Source organism: Paenibacillus xinjiangensis (assembly GCF_059686975.1).
Genome location: NZ_JCAALS010000010.1, coordinates 184,576 through 201,085, shown reverse-complemented (window position 1 = coordinate 201,085; position 16,510 = coordinate 184,576). Strand labels below are relative to the sequence as shown.

General features: G+C 42.4%; 14 protein-coding genes. 9 read left to right on the top strand and 5 right to left on the bottom strand.

Annotated features, from left to right (window positions below):
- The first annotated feature begins 582 nt into the window (after positions 1 to 582).
- Positions 583 to 741: a TM2 domain-containing protein gene (locus tag AC6ESP_RS12575; RefSeq protein ID WP_497097067.1), complete on the top strand. Its 159-nt coding sequence runs from the start codon at positions 583 to 585 to the stop codon at positions 739 to 741.
- A 110-nt stretch (positions 742 to 851) separates the two neighbouring features.
- On the opposite strand, the gene AC6ESP_RS12570 is transcribed toward AC6ESP_RS12575, so the two are convergent.
- Entirely contained in the window at positions 852 to 1,970 is a 1,119-nt protein-coding gene (locus tag AC6ESP_RS12570) for a glycosyltransferase family 4 protein (protein ID WP_497097066.1), read from the bottom strand.
- Between the two features lie 321 nt (positions 1,971 to 2,291).
- Between AC6ESP_RS12570 and AC6ESP_RS12565 the strand changes: the two genes are divergently transcribed.
- From AC6ESP_RS12565 to AC6ESP_RS12545, 5 genes are all read left to right on the top strand, one after another.
- Positions 2,292 to 3,086: a PaaX family transcriptional regulator C-terminal domain-containing protein gene (locus tag AC6ESP_RS12565; RefSeq protein ID WP_497097065.1), complete on the top strand. Its 795-nt coding sequence runs from the start codon at positions 2,292 to 2,294 to the stop codon at positions 3,084 to 3,086.
- A gap of 24 nt (positions 3,087 to 3,110) precedes the next feature.
- Entirely contained in the window at positions 3,111 to 3,704 is a 594-nt protein-coding gene (locus tag AC6ESP_RS12560; protein WP_497097064.1) for a YbhB/YbcL family Raf kinase inhibitor-like protein, read from the top strand.
- 477 nt (positions 3,705 to 4,181) lie between these two features.
- Positions 4,182 to 7,904: an S-layer homology domain-containing protein gene (locus tag AC6ESP_RS12555; RefSeq protein ID WP_497097063.1), complete on the top strand. Its 3,723-nt coding sequence runs from the start codon at positions 4,182 to 4,184 to the stop codon at positions 7,902 to 7,904.
- Positions 7,905 to 8,136: 232 nt separating this feature from the next.
- Complete coding sequence (locus AC6ESP_RS12550; protein WP_497097062.1) at positions 8,137 to 10,521, top strand: polyprenyl synthetase family protein; 2,385 nt, start codon at positions 8,137 to 8,139, stop codon at positions 10,519 to 10,521.
- 151 nt (positions 10,522 to 10,672) lie between these two features.
- Complete coding sequence (locus tag AC6ESP_RS12545) at positions 10,673 to 11,320, top strand: 2OG-Fe(II) oxygenase (RefSeq protein ID WP_497097061.1); 648 nt, start codon at positions 10,673 to 10,675, stop codon at positions 11,318 to 11,320.
- 548 nt (positions 11,321 to 11,868) lie between these two features.
- On the opposite strand, the gene AC6ESP_RS12540 is transcribed toward AC6ESP_RS12545, so the two are convergent.
- The gene (locus tag AC6ESP_RS12540) at positions 11,869 to 12,627 is read right to left on the bottom strand and encodes a YheC/YheD family protein (protein WP_497097060.1); all 759 of its coding nucleotides are present in this window, start codon (positions 12,625 to 12,627) and stop codon (positions 11,869 to 11,871) included.
- 480 nt (positions 12,628 to 13,107) lie between these two features.
- On the opposite strand from AC6ESP_RS12540, the gene AC6ESP_RS12535 reads away from it, so the two are divergent.
- Both AC6ESP_RS12535 and AC6ESP_RS12530 read left to right on the top strand, forming a co-directional pair.
- Positions 13,108 to 14,337, top strand: coding sequence for a YVTN family beta-propeller repeat-containing protein (locus AC6ESP_RS12535; protein WP_497097059.1), 1,230 nt, complete (start codon positions 13,108 to 13,110; stop codon positions 14,335 to 14,337).
- Between the two features lie 68 nt (positions 14,338 to 14,405).
- Positions 14,406 to 14,660, top strand: a complete 255-nt coding sequence (locus tag AC6ESP_RS12530) for a hypothetical protein (RefSeq protein WP_497097058.1) — start codon at positions 14,406 to 14,408, stop codon at positions 14,658 to 14,660.
- 231 nt (positions 14,661 to 14,891) lie between these two features.
- Here the strand turns inward: AC6ESP_RS12530 and AC6ESP_RS12525 are convergent, their stop codons facing one another.
- A complete protein-coding gene (locus AC6ESP_RS12525) occupies positions 14,892 to 15,200 on the bottom strand; it encodes a hypothetical protein (protein ID WP_497097057.1) in 309 nt (102 codons plus the stop codon).
- Between the two features lie 14 nt (positions 15,201 to 15,214).
- Complete coding sequence (locus tag AC6ESP_RS12520) at positions 15,215 to 15,472, bottom strand: PIM7 family immunity protein (protein ID WP_497097056.1); 258 nt, start codon at positions 15,470 to 15,472, stop codon at positions 15,215 to 15,217.
- Here AC6ESP_RS12520 and AC6ESP_RS12515 point away from each other — a divergent pair.
- On the top strand, positions 15,442 to 16,086 hold the full coding sequence (locus AC6ESP_RS12515; RefSeq protein ID WP_497097055.1) for a dimethylsulfonioproprionate lyase family protein: 645 nt from the start codon (positions 15,442 to 15,444) through the stop codon (positions 16,084 to 16,086). The two genes, AC6ESP_RS12520 and AC6ESP_RS12515, sit on opposite strands and share 31 nt — an antisense overlap.
- Positions 16,087 to 16,338: 252 nt before the next feature.
- Here AC6ESP_RS12515 and AC6ESP_RS12510 read toward each other — a convergent pair whose 3' ends face one another.
- Complete coding sequence (locus AC6ESP_RS12510; protein ID WP_497097054.1) at positions 16,339 to 16,500, bottom strand: hypothetical protein; 162 nt, start codon at positions 16,498 to 16,500, stop codon at positions 16,339 to 16,341.
- Between the last annotated feature and the right edge of the window lie 10 nt (positions 16,501 to 16,510).

The window sequence follows — 16,510 nt, the reverse complement described above, 5'->3', positions numbered from 1 at the left end:
CCATTTTTCTTGCTTGTATAAAATTCGAAACGGCATAGGACTATTTCCTATGCCGTTTCGGATTCATTTTCTATTCACGATCTTGTCTCTGAGTTTAACTTAATGACATTGACCGCGCAGGTGTCTCTTCTGTCTTTTCTCTATACATGGTGGTTCCTAGAGCCATGATATTACCAGATTCCCTCCCATTTAGATGCAACATCAGCATAATTTTAGCCAACTCAAGGTGTACTACAGCTATACACGGGCATGATGGCTCCCTTCATTATTGAACAGCTCCGTGTATAGGATTTTGGGTATGGGAAAATTAGGTGTACTAGGAGACTATTTACAATATTTATAATGATCGTTAGTATAATTATGTAAAATAAATTGTGAGAATAGGGGTTTTATTCAAAGTTAAGTTATTTAAAATATTAATAGCGAGTTCATTGCTATTAAGTGTTTCATCAGTTACATCATTTGCGCAAGGAACTTCATCGAGTCCTGATATAAAAGCCAGCTCTAATATGTCTATAAAACATCTATTGCCTAAAAAAGCTATAAACAAGTTGAGTGAAGAAGAGCTCGAAAAGCTTTTTGATGCGAGTTCAGCTGCATCGGTTCTATGTTGGCAAAGTCGGAACAGCCATCCTGCAAATCATTACTTTAGGTGGTTTGGGAATTTGGTTACTCGTTGACCTGATTATGATTATTGTCGGTAAGTTTACGGACAGTGAAGGCAAAAGAATTACAGCATAGAATAGGTACTTAAAAAACCAGAGGGTTCACCTATTAGGGGTGATGTCCTCTGGTTTTTCAGTTGCACTCGCAGAAGCTCCGGACAGGGGTTCGAAGTGTCTTACCTGCCCTTATTTCTTAAGCCTAATCATACTATCTATCGCTTTTTTGAAGGATAGACCCGCCCGATTCCAAGACAAATAAAGAGCGTCATGCCTAGCTTGCTGCCCTTTTATTTCACATAGGCTAGGATTGTCATATGCTCTTCTCATCTGTTTTCTCAAGCTTCCGATATCAGGTTCTGCCCATAACTGTCCCTTTTCCGCAAACAAATTGCGAAATTGGCGTGAAATAGACGATTTTCGATTCATACCAATGACAGGGGGGCGTAATTTATAATGAACAAGAAATGAGTTTTTACTTGTTAAGAAGTCCATATGTCCACCCCAGCCAGTTGCTATTACGGGCACTCCGCTGGCCATTGACTCTAGAAAAGGTAAACCGACGCCTTCACCCCGTGTAGGAAGAACAAAGGCATTTCCTCGTGAATAAATACTTCTAAGAGACTTGGAATTCAAATGCTGGGTAATGAGCTGAATGGGAGCTGTACTCTTTTTAATGTTCAGTCTATCTTTATAGGCTTGGATTCGGTTACGGATCCAGCGTTCATTCTCATTAGGGGCATATCCATTTGTTTTGATGATCAGAAGAACATTATCGGCAGCAGAAAACTCTTCCCAATAAGCCTTTAGCAAACCTTCAGGATTCTTACGGTGCTGAAAGCCGAATACGGAGATAAAAGTGAATTTACGATTCGTTTTGTTCAAAGGCAGCTTCGTCTTAGGGGTATACATCCGAGCATGCACGCCATGCGGAACAATAAATATGGGGATTCTAATTCCGCTATTGAGCAGCGCCTGCTTATTCTGATGTGAAGGTATGCAAACGGCATCGGCTTGATTAATCTTCCCGATCCAGCGTTTGGGGATACGAGTTGTCTCCCATACCGTGTTAATGAAAATTGTCTTGAAATGTTTTCTCTCCTTCTTTATGTTCAAAGAATTAAGGGAGTAATGATAAATTAACACCTTGTTCTTCTTTGAAATTGGTGCGGCGCTCTTTGCGCTGATCGCAACAGTGACTCCAAGCTGTCTCAACGCCCTTACATACTCTCTGCTGGCAATTCCAAGACCAGAGGCTTTGTTAACGGGGCCTTTCCACAGGACTACATAAGGGCTGGGGAAAGTCATTGGAAGTTCACTCCTTTTTAAACATCTCCTATATGTTTGATATTGCGCCTCAATTTAGCAGTTTGTAATATCTTATTGTAAGCAAGAGGTTCCTGCTTGGGCTATTTAAGCTTTAGAATTTTACTTAGATAATTACGATAAGTCTTTAGTAGACATCAAAAGTGTGACTACACTCAAGGGGATCGGCGCAAAGTGGAAGTGATTATAGAGCTAAAAGAAGATATAATAAGGAGCTGAGGAAGGAAGAATAGACCTTATTATTTTTTAATTATACAAAATAATTGACGAAACGTAAAATTAATAGTATAACTGAGGTGGGTTATGTTACCAATTGATAAACAAGTGCTGTTTCTGCTGACTCGAGTCCCGACGGTTACTGTGCAGCGATTTTTGGAAATTTACACGGCGAGAGGATATTCCCCGCAGTCGGTTCGCAATGTTGTGTCTCGCCTTAAACAATTGGGTTACGTTGAGGCAGTTGAGCGCTCGCGATATTCGATAACTGAGCATGGACGAAATACATTGATCGCTATTGCAAGTAAAGGTTTCCATTATGGTGCCCAATGGGATGGCCAGTGGCAGCTCGTCACATTTGAAATTCCCGATTCGGAGCGGTCCAAACGCTATCAGCTGCGAACGGCTCTAATCAATCTGGGTTTTGCTGCATTATACAAAAACACCTATATCTCTCCTTGGAATAATATCGATGAGGTGGATCGGCTGACGACCGAGCTGGAACTGCAATCGAATGTAACGCAAATGAAGGGAGCGTTCCAGCATTTCTCGATTACCCGCGATCTTGCGGCAAAAATGTGGGATTTGGAGAACGTCCAGACAGCGTACAACGAGAAATGGCAATATTTCATTGATGAGTTTGTTCCGGCAGTAGAGAAGCACAAGGAAACAGGAGACGCATTGCAGCTGTTCATCCGATATCTTGAGCTGGGAGAATTAGTGGGAGATCTTGTTATTGTCGATCCGATGCTGCCAGCCGAGCTGCTGCCGTCTAATTGGAGGGGGCAGGAAATTTTAGTAACCTTCAATACCCTTTTTAATTCCTTACATCACGGGATTCCGCAGGATGCCTATTATTACCCGTTTATGAAGAGCGAGTAAGTGCATGAAAGGAGGTGAATTTTAATGAAGCTAAATAAGAACCCCGTTCATTCAGTGGGAAAATTGTTGCTTATCATCTTCACCGCCTTTTTTGCTCTTACGGCATGCGCCGATAATACAAAGTCTTCGAATGCTGATGACAGCAAGCCTCTAGAGCTAACTTCAACAGCATTCAAGAGCGATGGCCGCATCGATATTAAGCATACGAATGAAGACAAGAATATAAGTGTTCCGCTAGCGTGGAATAAAGCGCCGAAGGGCACGAAGTCATTCGCTGTATTTATGGTTGATCTCCATCCTGTTGCAGACAATTGGGTACATTGGGTCGTTGTTGATATTCCAGCGGTTGCGCGCACCTTGGCAGAAGGGGCCTCCGGCACAGACCAGCTTCCTGCGGGCAGCAAGGAGTTGAATAACTCCTTCGGCACCAAGGGTTATGGCGGTCCTCAGCCGCCGTCTGGTTCAGGCGACCACGAGTACAAAATCATCGTATATGCCTTGGATGTTAAAACACTGGATGCGCCCGATAGTGGGATATCCTATGAAGACTTTCAGAATCTCGTAAAAGATCATGTTATCGAATCAGCGGAAATTAGCGGATTCTACGAAAATAAATAAAGCGACTATCAAAGACGCAGATATGATGCAATGAGGATTTGTCCCTAATGTCAACCTAACAACGACAGCCGATGCAAGCTGAATTTGTTACTGTAGGAGTTATTTATGGTGTGAGCCGAGTCAAAAGCTCAATTTAATTTCACTACAACTTCAATTAACCCTGATACCGTATTGAGGGTGTATACTAATTCTTTTATTAAGATTTCCCTATCCGTTTACACTTACCCGCACATTAAGGGGAGGATTTTGTAGCATCACACTCCGGCGAATTGTGGTTTTGCACAGCCAGGGTTCGCCTCCACCATGTGAACCCCGACCTCATGAGGTCGGGGTTTTTTTACTTATGGGAGGAACTTAAAATTACAGTTTTTGTGAATAAAAATATAATTTCTTAATAGTTTTGGTGTTATTATTTTACATTCCCTTGTTATAGTTCTCGTTACATAAGAATTCTAATATAGGGAGAAGTGAGAAGCAGTGAAAGCTAAGAAACAAGGATTACGTAAGTCAATCATGATCGCATCCATGGTAACGTTGCTAGGAGGAGGGCTGCATACAGGCTTTGGTCACAATAATCATGTCTATGCAGCAGATGACATTGCGCCATCGGTCATTGTTGAAGATTTTGAAGATGGAATCTCAGATGTGAAATTTAATCCCAAACGTATGTATGATGCTACGCTGCACTTAGAAGAGAATAAGAAGTATATAAGAAATGGACAATATTCGGCCAGAATTGATTACGATATGATTGGTATAGTAGATAACCCCTCTCAAATTGAAGTAGGTTATAAAGCTGGTAATATTCCTGTAACAGGCTATCCTTCTAAAGTAGGCATGTGGGTTTATGGTAATAATGAAGGACACTTGCTAACGACAAAATTCAGAGACGGCGGCGGCTCTTCTTTCCAAGCAGAGTTTTATGATGAAAATGATCTCGGTATCAATTGGTCTGGTTGGAAATATATCGAGGCCGATGTTCCGCAAGGTAAAACAGGTCCGATTGTGCTTGAACTGTTTTTCCAATTGAAACAATCGAATATGAGCAAGAAGAATAAGGGCTCTATTTGGGTAGATGATATTACCTTTATCTATGAGGAAGATGGCGAGGATAAAGACGTCCCAACCATTAAACCTATTGCGCCTGTCCCGAATGAAGTATTAACCGCTCCACTGGATGAATTGAAGGTTGAGCTGACCGATAATGGATCAGGTCTGGATTTGGATACCTTATCGGTGCTTTTGGATGGCACGGATATTACAGATGAAGTGCAGTATTCTCCTGATACACAAGTGTTAACTTATCCAGGAAAATCTGTAGATGGCGGCTATCATGAGCTTGTTATTGAAGTGAAGGATAAGGCTGGCAACCCAGCAGGGAAAACATTCGCCTTCACGATGAATGCAGGAGAGCGATTAGTCATGACTGCTGACCAGGAAGCTGTAAGTAATGAAGTTTATCCCGTTCAAGTTCGTATTAAAGATTACTTGAATGCTGAATCGGCACAATTCGCGTTACATTATGATGCAACGACCCTTCAAGTTGAAAGCATTACTGAGGCATCGGGAGTTACCGCAGCTTCAGATATTGATAGCGAGAATGGGATCGTTCAGGTTACGCTTGATAATGTGCAAGCAGCAACAGCTAATGATGTCGTTACGGTTAACTTCAGAGTAAGTTCTCATGCTGTGCTAGAGCGCGGTGAAGATTACAAAACCATAACAATGAGTAATACGGCTCTTACTGCGGGTCAAGCTCAGACTAGCTCACCATTAGCTGTTCCTATTCACTATACAATCGCCTTTCCATATCAGCTGGAAATGACGGGAGTTGGTTTGGGTACAGCTTCTACATTTACTGTATTAGATCGTGAGGGTAAGCCGTATGAAGGGGCAGATATTGTCTTCACTGGATTATTGAAGCAGAGCTCAGTCCTTACCGTTAACACTGTAACATCTAATGTATATGAGGATGATGACACTTCTTCTGATGTAATCATGGTTGCAAAAGCTGGTGAGCGTTATTATGCTTCAGCAGAAGCTGAGGATGGATTATTCGAGGTTATTCTTGCAGATGGTCAGACAACTGGCTATATCTCTGAAGCTGATGTAAGCAGTCAGCTATTGAATGGTAGTCTGGGGCAAACAGATGCTAAGGGACAATTAACGACTGACCTAACTACATTGGCGCTTGGAGCCTATCAGGTACAAGCTGTCAATGGTGACCAGAACAGTAAGGTTGTCAATTATGAAGTCGTTGAGCAGTACGGTACGGACGAACCTCAATATGTTCAAACCTACGTGGCAGAAGACATGTCTTCGCAGCTAAGCGCTGCATGGCAGACAAGTCCAGATCGAACATTTACTTATATTCAATATATTGAGGCTAGTGAATGGGGAACAGAGGAAAACGCGGATGTGAATCATGTACAACAGCAGCAAGCTGAGAGTGAGCTTCAGGTGCTTAGCATGAAGGAAAATGGATCGAAGGGTGAGATTCGGTTCCATAATGCTCTGATTGAAGGGTTGAAGGCAGATACCAATTACAAATATCGTATAGGCTATGAGGGCAATTGGTCGGAATGGTATGAATATTCAACGGTGGATCAGGACAAATCAACACCGACCTCATTCTTGTATATTACCGATTCTCATACGAATCAATTACAAGGACGACAAATTTATCAAGAGCTAATGACCAACGCATTGACACAATATCCATCCACACAGTTTGTTATGCATGGTGGAGATATGGTTGATGCAGGTGGTGCATTTGAAGAGTGGTACAAGTTCTGGGAAGCTTCATCGGTCTATGCAACAACAATTCCAACTGCTCTAGCATTGGGTAATCATGATGTGAAGAGTGAAGGAAAAGATGTATTCACCAAAGGTATGAATTTTCCAGAGAACGGACCAGAATCTCAAGTGCAATACGCTTATTCTTATGATGTCGATGACACTCACTTTGTCGTATTGAACTCAGAAGGCACAGAGGAGCAAATGATTGATCAAGCAGCATGGCTGGAAGAGGATTTGGATCAGAATAACAAAAAATGGGTTATCGCTATGTTCCATCGTCCAGCCTACCATACAGAAAATGGCCGAGAATCTCTTGTGGAGTACACACAGACGTATTTTGCTCCAATATTAGAAGAGAAGGAAGTTGATTTAGTTCTAGTTGGTCATGATCATGTGTATGCACGCACTTATCCAATGCTGGATGGCAAGCCGAATAAAGCTACAAATGAGGGTACCATATATCTGGATGGCGGCGCTTCAGGTTGGAAATTCTACGACGGTACGCAATACAATTATTTGAGTTATATGTTCGATGAAGACGTTCCAGTATATTCTGCTATTGAAATTACGGACGATGAGATTCGTGTGGAAGCACGTACGAGTACGGGTACTATAATCGATGAGTTTTCTGTCGTAAAAACAACGGAAACCGAGCCGTCTACGCCGACACCGACACCAACGACACCAACGACACCAACGACACCAACACCAACACCAACACCAACACCAACGACACCAACACCAACACCAACACCAACACCAACACCAACACCAACACCAACACCGACACCAGCGCCGTCGAAGCTTGTATTCAACGAGAAGGTAGATGTAGATGTGGTTAAGGCTATCGTGGAAAAAGAAAAAACTGCTCCTGCTGTAAGCTTTACGGACGTACCAGCATCTTCATGGAGTGCTGCAGTAGTTGAACGTGCTGCTAAGATGGGAATTGTAACGGGATACAGTGATGGCACTTACCATCCCAATGAAAAGGTAACTCGCGCTGAGTTCGCTACGATGCTTGCCAAAGCTTTTGGTCTAACGGCTTCCAGCGGTTCTTCCTTCTCTGACACGCAAGGACACTGGGCAGCAGAGGCGATTGAAGCATTACAGGCCAAAGGGATAATTACGGGATATAGTGATGGTTCGTTCCATCCTAATCAAGAGATCTCCCGCGCTGAGATCGTAGTCATGCTTGCTCGTCTGACGAGCTATAATTCTAGCACATCCAGCCTATTCACGGATGTAGGTACGAACTGGGCTTCTGAACCAATCAATGCTTTCGCGGCTGCAGGTATCGTCGGAGGTAAAGGCAACGGATTGTTCAAACCGAATGAAGCTGCTTCCCGAGCTGAGTCAGTTGCGATGATCATTCGTTTGCTGGATCAATTGCTTATACAATAAGTGAAATGCTGCAACAATAATCCACACAAAAAAGCTCGAGCAATCGGGCTTTTTTGTGCGTTCATAGGATGTAATCATTGAAGCTGTCGCTGATAGTGCAACCTTAGAAATCCTATTCCGTACTTAGAATATGAAATATACCGGATGAATCCGATAACGTTGATGGAGAAACCTCATCCTCCTAATAAGAACCATCCCTATAACATCTATAGAAGTTGAGGTCATACACCATATGAATGAGGAATTATTAGTTCATGCAGATACCAGCTATCGCTTAGCTGAAGAGAAGGCGGCCAGCTACTTTGCCTCACTCTACAAGCAAATGAAGGAAAAGTCGTATGTGCCTGGATTGTCAGAGGATATAGAGCAGTGGAAAAGAAATCATATTCAGCGCCGATCATGGCTGTCTTTTTGGTCGCGGGGAAAGAAAACCACCTATGCTGGGGGCTATCATCGACAGATCCAATGGTTGAATCATACGGGTAAATTAGATGATTATCTGGATCGAAGCGTTTCGTATATCTATATGAGAGATCTGGGCAAAGCCATGGATTCTCCTGATACACAAGCTAGAATTCAGCGTGTAGCTGCTGACGTCAAGCAGCGTTTGCTTCATTCCACCGCAACGAACCATGGGGACCAGCCAGATTTTATGAGTCTAACGGGACTGTATCGGTGGGCTCAGAAGGAAGGCGTAGAAACGGCCGTTATATGGGTGATCGGCAAGCTTAAGAACGTATCCACCCACCTTCCGGAAGAACTGAATCCCGAGCACGCTCAGCGCAAGCTGATTAAGATTATTATCGGAGTAGTCCTACATGCAATAGAAGAGTTAGGTGAGGAACAGTCGCCAGTGGAACGTACTAGAAGACTGGATGAAGCGATTAGACTCGGCTATTCCTATGGTCTAACCTATCCGTTCATTGATGATCTTCTGGATGCGCAGGTCTTAACCACTGAGGAGAAAGCACAATATTCCCAAATTATCCGGACTGCGCTTCTCACTGGAGCGGTACCGGGATTAAGCGATTGGGACGGAACGAACAAGGCAATGATTCAATTCGTGCATGCGGAGCTGACGGAGGCATTCGAATACATTAAGCGTCATCAGCGGCCTAATACACAGCATCTGTTCTTCGAGCAGACATATATTTTCTTCCACTCACAGGAACTAGATCGCGCTAAGGCTCTGTCGAATACAACGTACACCAACGAAGAGCTGTATATACCTATTATTTTAAAATCCTCTTCTTCAAGGCTGATCGCTCGTTCCGTTCTAAGTGCTCCAGTAGATGAGGGCTTTGAGAATCGCACCTTCTATTATGGTATATACAACCAACTGGCTGATGACTTCGCGGATATGTTCGACGATAGGAGAGATGGCACAGTTACCCCTTACACCTACTATTTGACCTACCGTGATCAGCGTTCGGACCTTATTAATCCCTTTGAATTATATTGGACCGTCATCCATCATCTGATTCATACCGTGTATCACTCCGACACGAAGGCTCGTGAGGTCATTCTCGATCGTGCCATTAATGGTCTCAAACGTTGTAAAGCAAGGCTAGGCACTGAGAAGTACAACAGCATGATGGACATATTCACTTGTGGAGGCCCTGCGTTCAATCGGCTTATCCAGTACATGGTTCAGCATGCGAATGATGTGGAATTCTTGGATAAGCTGCTTCGAGACCAGCTCGTTACTTACCTGAAGAACGACCAGCAGGAAAAAGAAAATTTCCTCGAGACCATTAGGGCAGCACGTGAGCAGATCAACAGCGCCTTGCGAATCGTCAAGCCTGATGGGATGCTGCCGATGAAAGAGATGCTGATCGATGCGGCTAATTACAGTCTGGAAGGGGACGGCAAACGCCTGCGTCCTATACTGGCATCGGTGATGAGTGTACAAGAATTCGGGCTGTCTGCACAGTCCGTTGTGCCCTTATTGCGATCCTTGGAGTATATGCATACGGCATCCCTGATCTTCGATGATTTGCCGTCTCAAGATAATGCATCTACCCGTAGAGGGCGTCCAACGCTGCATAAGGTGCATAATAGTGCGACTGCGGAATTGACTGGTCTGCTACTGATTCAGAAGGCCATACAGGAACAAGCATCACTGGAAGCATTCGATGCGAAGACTGTGCTAGCCTTGATGCAATATTCGGCCCAGAAGGCAGAGGATCTATGCTCGGGGCAAGCGATGGATTTGCATTCCAAGGGAGAAGCATTGACATTGGAGCAATTGAATGCGATTTGCTTTTACAAGACTGGAATTGCGTTCGAGGCAGCACTGGTTATGCCCGCCATTCTCGCACAGGTTAATGCACAGGAAATTGCAATTCTAAAAACATTTGCTTATCATGCGGGCATCGCCTTTCAGATAAAGGACGATTTGCTTGATGTAGAAGGAGATGTCAGCTTGCTCGGGAAACCAGTAGGTCAGGATGCAGACAACAATACCTCGACCTTCGTAACGATCCTGGGACAGGAAGGCGCCAGCAAACAAATGTGGGAGCATTACTGCCTAGCTATGGAAGCGTTGAAGGAGAGGCCGCGCCATACCGTATTTCTGAAGCATCTATTGGATTATATGGTTCACCGGGATCGTTAAATAGAAAAAGCACCGTGTCAGGTGCTTTTTTTGTTTGTGTTGTTTTACCAGGCAGTTTGAGTATTTTGACTTTTCTAAAATTATTAGAGTAAACGGTTCCATTTTATGGTATTGTTTATGATGGATGTCTTATCATAGGGGCTGTGTAAGGATGATAGAGAATACAACAGAGAAAGAACGGACGATTTTTGATCATATTGGAAATACGATCAAGACAGAGGATCGAGAGATTCGCATTCTTGCGAAGTATGAGGAACCTCTGGTTGTCGTACTAGGAAATGTACTTAGTGATGAGGAATGCGATGAGCTAATTAGACATTCTAGAGACCAATTGCAACGTTCAAAAATAGGCGGAGATCGTGCAGTCAATCCAATTAGAACGAGCAGTGGGGTGTTCTGTGAGGAGAATGAGACGATTACAAGAATCGAGAAGCGATTCTCTCAGATTATGAATATTCCTATTGAGCATGGTGATGGTTTGCAGGTTCTGCTGTATACCCCTGGTCAAGAGTATCGTCCTCATTACGATTTCTTCGCAGAAACGAGTCATGCAAGTGCTAATAATCGCATTAGTACGCTCGTAATGTATTTGAACGATGTGGAGGAAGGCGGGGAAACCGCGTTCCCTTTGCTGAATATTTCTGTTATTCCTAACAAAGGCATGGCGGTCTACTTCGAATATTTTTACAATAGTCATGAATTAAACGATTTGACCTTACATGCAGGAACACCAGTGATCAAAGGTGAAAAGTGGGTTGCAACGATGTGGATGAGAAGACAAGTCTTGCGTTCATCCTAGGTGTAACACCACATCCGTAGAAGCAAGCTGGTGGCAGCTCTCGGAACGAAGCAAAGGGATCGTTTTTTTAATTCTTCAAGTTTACTTAAGACATATTGCTCCAACTTTCTAGCTTAAACCGAACGACCTAATGCAGTACCTCGAATAAATGCAATAGAATTGATTAATTTAAACCAATCTTCTCAATTTTTAATGATCTCCTGATCTTTCTCCTATATAAGAGGGTTTCTATCTGTATTATAAGCTCGTTCAATGTAATGAACTTAAGATCAAACATGCAAAAGCTCCCACGCGGCTTTTCGAATGGGTATACCGTCAGACTCCATAAAATAAGTTTTAGACTGAGCTTAGAAATTGAAACAGCGACAACCAAGGACGAGAAAATAAAGTCCTAGACTGTCGCTGTTTTATTGAACTAACGTTCAATAGGCATTGGTTGAATGAGGAAATTGTTCGGCGAATCATAAATCTCTTTCATCTTCCTATGAGAGTTGAATATTGTGAAATCGTATGCGAAACATGTTTATTTCGAAAAAACTTATTATCTCTCAAGAATGAGAGAGATAATAAGCATATTCCAATGGTCTTCTATAAATTAGATTTTTGTGTTTAAAATCCTTAATGTCTTTGTATATATTTTTTTGTGGTTTTCCGTTAAGTTCAATAATCCATAGCTTACTTTGTTCGTCTAATGCGAAGTCCACACTCATTTCTCCCAATGAACCCATATGAGTTTCTGCTTCTTGCGCAGCCGTAACACTTAACTCATGAAGAGATTGGAAAATCTCATCTATTTTGTCCTGACAAAATGATAAGGGGAGAATTTCTGCTGCATCAAAGATGAATTCACACATACTCGTGTTGAGATAATGTTCATAGGCCACTCTGCATGCGAGGGTGGAAACCTTCCACTTTCCCAAAATATCTTTTTGAACAAGGACACGAATATCAAAATATCGGTGATTAAGCTCCTGGATACAAATCCCTTGCTGAATCATGTATTTCTCTGAACCGAGAAGTTCATCTATTTTTTCCTCAATGCTTTCATTTTTTCTGCAAATATACCTCGGTGCAAAACGGTGCAAAGAAATGTTAACATCCCCATGATTCGTTTGTTCAAGCCGGTATACAGACTTCCCCTTGCATCCATAAGTAGGCTTAATATATATGACATTATATTTCTCTAATAACTCTGATACATTCGCTTGATCGTATAAAAATGCTTTTGGTACATAAGAGTTAAGCTCTGACTGTTTTAACAAGTTGTAAAGATCCCATTTATTGAAAAGTTGATGTTGTTGAAACATTTGTTTCTGCCGATCACTTTTTCAAGACGTTGAATCGTTATTGTTTTTTTGTTAAAGCACCGATTGTAGACGACATGAGGAAAAGCGAAAGAGCCTTGTTTCCATACGCCCTTATTCATGCTGATTCCGTTAATGCGTTGTTCCTTCCAAATAATGTCCACCGGAGTAAAGACGAATAGCTTTTGGTTTAAATGATTTTATCTCTGATAAAGCTTTAAAATACTCTTTCTATTGCTTCTTTTGGTTACTAAAATCCCTACTAATGGCCGATTTTCCAATCTCTTCACTCCCTGGCCTTCGATCTCTTTTATTATCTAATTCCGAAACAGACTTAATGGTATGGGACAATAACACAGCTCAACATATATTCAGCGAATATACTTCTCTATTTGCCTATTTTAAGTTTGATAGGTATTTGGTGTGTTTCTCTTATTAGGCTTTTAATATGATGAATAAGCTTAATAACAAGGAGTTGAAATTATGGGTAGATGTAATTGTCCTCCTGGACCTCCTGGACCTCCTGGGCCTGAAGGACCGCGAGGGCCTCAAGGACCACTAGCAGAAGGACCGCAATTACTTCAAGGACTTGGAGAAGCAATCGGAGCAGTTGGACCCGCAGGACTTGCAGGAGCACTTGGACCAGCTGGATTAGCAGGACTTGCAGGAGCACTTGGACCAGCTGGATTAGCAGGACTTGCAGGAGCACTTGGTACAGCTGGACTTGCAGGACCAACTGGGGCGACGGGAGCAACAGGGGCAATCGGCCCTACAGGAGCAACAGGACCTACAGGTCCTACAGGTCCTGTCGGATCCATATCAGTCAATCGTATTTATGTAGCCAATTTCAATAGTAACAATGTTTCTGTGATTGATGGTGTAACGAATGCGGTGATTGCTACCATTCCTGTTGGAGTAAATCCTGCGGGAGTAGGCGTCAATCCATTAACTAACCGAATTTATGTAGGGAATTTGACTAGTGGTGACGTTTCCGTAATTGATGGAATAACCAATACTGTGATTGCTACCGTTCCTACTGGGGATGGAGCAAGTTCAATCGGGGTTAATACTGCTACCAATGCCATATATGTAGCAAATTTTAATGATAGCACAATCTCCGTAATTGACGGATTGACCAATACAGTGATTGCTACCATTATTCCTGTAGGAGGTCTGTCTCTTCCAACAGGAGTAGGCGTCAATCCATTAACTAATCGTATTTATGTAGCAAATTTTAATTTTGATGTCGTTACGGTAATTAATGGAGCAACGAATGCCGTGATTACCCAAATTCCAGTTGGGGTGAACCCATTTAGAATAGGCATCAATCCATTAACTAATCGTATTTATGTATCAAATTTTACGGGTAACAGTGTTTCTGTGATTGATGGAGTAACCAATACTGTGATTGCTACCGTTCCGGTCGGCACTACTCCAGGTGAAGTAGGAATTAATACATCAACGAATGCTATTTACGTACCAAATCGAGATACTGACAATGTTTCTGTGATTGGTGGATTAACAAATACAGTGATTGCTACCGTTCCAGTCGGGAATAATCCAAACGGAGTTGGAGCCAATCCATTAACCAATCGTATTTATGTAACAAATCAGGATGATAATTCCGTTTCTGTGATTAATGGAGTAACCAATACGGTGATTGCGACCATTCCAGTGGGAGCTCGTCCATTCGCAATAGGAGTAAATCCGTAGGATGACTTAGGCAGTGGATAAAAAGGTATGGAACCTTGATTATAATCTTACAATGGGTGGTGATTTATATGATAGAAGTAAAAACGATAGAAGATTTAATGGAACAGTTGTCAAACATGAATAAAGATAATTCTGTATGTCAAGTTTTTATTCCCGGAAAAGGGAAATTTACGATTGTAATGCAAGATGAAATCAATTATTCCCCTTCATCAATTATTCAATCAAATCAGTATCTAAAACAAAGTGTGGATGAGAGTACGGGAGTAGAGAAAGAAGGGCGCGCTATCTCTTCAGCTGAATTAATGAGGAATCCTTTTCTCTAAGGGGATCATGTAGCGATAATAACCGCTGTGATTCTTCTTGCAATTGTTATTAATAGTGGATGAATAACCCCTTGTTGCAACATTTCTCGTTTCGGAGGTACTTTCAATTCACTTAATATCGTTTTCTCTTTACTGCGACCACTACGCTCTACTGCCCGACGCTCAACAAGGCTGCCGATCATGCCGGCAGCCTTGTTCTGGTGATGTTAAGCTATAGTTTCCCGTTAGAATTCAATAATTGTTTGAAACATGTTTACAATGCTTTTCTAATTCCTCTAATGCATATAGCTCTGTATTTGGATAATGGGGGGAGTGCTTCTTACCATAGGTCAAATGAACAACTGCGTATTTTTGAAAATCATTTATCCAGTAAACCACATCATCATTATCTTCTCTTCTCGCGACAGCAACGGCTGTTTTATCGTAAAGAATATGGTCAGAAGATAATTCCCTTCGCAACTCACTCTGTAGTGATTCTGCCATACTGGACGTAATTATCCACCACGGTTCGTCCATAAATTCCTTTAAAATTTCTAACATTGAAAAGTCCTCCGTTAGATTACAATGCATCCACACGTGATTTGGCAATCCATCATTGGAATTACCATCGAACATTTATACAGTTGGATACCGTTGACCTCAATATCTTCGATTACTATCTCATGAAAGAAGAAATCCAACTCAACTGGCTGGGGGATGTTTCCCTGTAAACCTTCCAACCAATTATTGATACTTACCGAAAAGCAATCCCTAAAAACATTATTGGAGGTTGAATAACACCATGGAAGATATGAACAGGTTGATAGACACATTCTTAATTCACCTACACAGACGTCTCGAACGTTATGAGACCAACGATTCCGACATACTCGACGAGATAAGCCAAATTTTGCAGGTGTGGCCTGTGGTGCCAAGCTCCGGAAAACCTCCTAGTCCACAAGGATCACCCGTCGCTAAGTATCTCGATATTGCATTGACACTTGGTGATATCGGCGCCGAGTCAAGCCTTGTGGCAGCTATCCGGCCCTTGGCACCATTCCTCCACTGGGCCTTCGGTTATCCACCACATCCGCTACATCCAAACCTAGAATCACATGTATCTTTCGCGCAAATTATCGGACCGGAAGATCTGGGAAGGGCTGACCACTTGCTCATGGGACTTACCTTATTAGCTCCTGAAACGCTTTATCCAGCACATGTGCATCCTGCTAATGAAATATACATACCCATTGGTGGGACAGGGGTTTGGATAAAAGGCAGCGAACAGCCAACACCAAGAGCACCCGGATCTATTATTCTTCATCAGAGTGGGATTGTTCACACAACTGAATCGAAGTTCGATCCAGTCTTGGCGCTCTATATCTGGCGAGGTGACCTTATAACGTCATCAAAATTCTTAATAAATCCAGAAAAGTCATCTGGATAATGGATTACTCGTTGCATGCCATTTTTGTTCGTGTCGATAATTCATGCGATGAACAACTAACTCCTACAGTAGTAGAAGTATCCACCGATCCTGAACGAGCTAAGATACGCACGTCAGAAGGTCCTATGTGGTTTCCTTATGAGGATATAGAAAACATAGAACTTATTGCTCAGATACTACATTAAAAGAGACCACATTGGCGTTCTGCCTCTGTGCTCTCTTCTTTGCGCTATCCTGCCCGTTCAACCATCGTCAGTCCAATACTTTATTTTCTTTGGACAGCAGGGAATGAGACCACTCAAGAAGCCGATAATAAGATGAACGTATATGGCATCGAAGAGCAGCTCCGATACGAAGAAGCATCCATTCGGCAACGAATGGATGCTTCTTCGCATTTATAATACGAGAATTCACATGCTCAGGT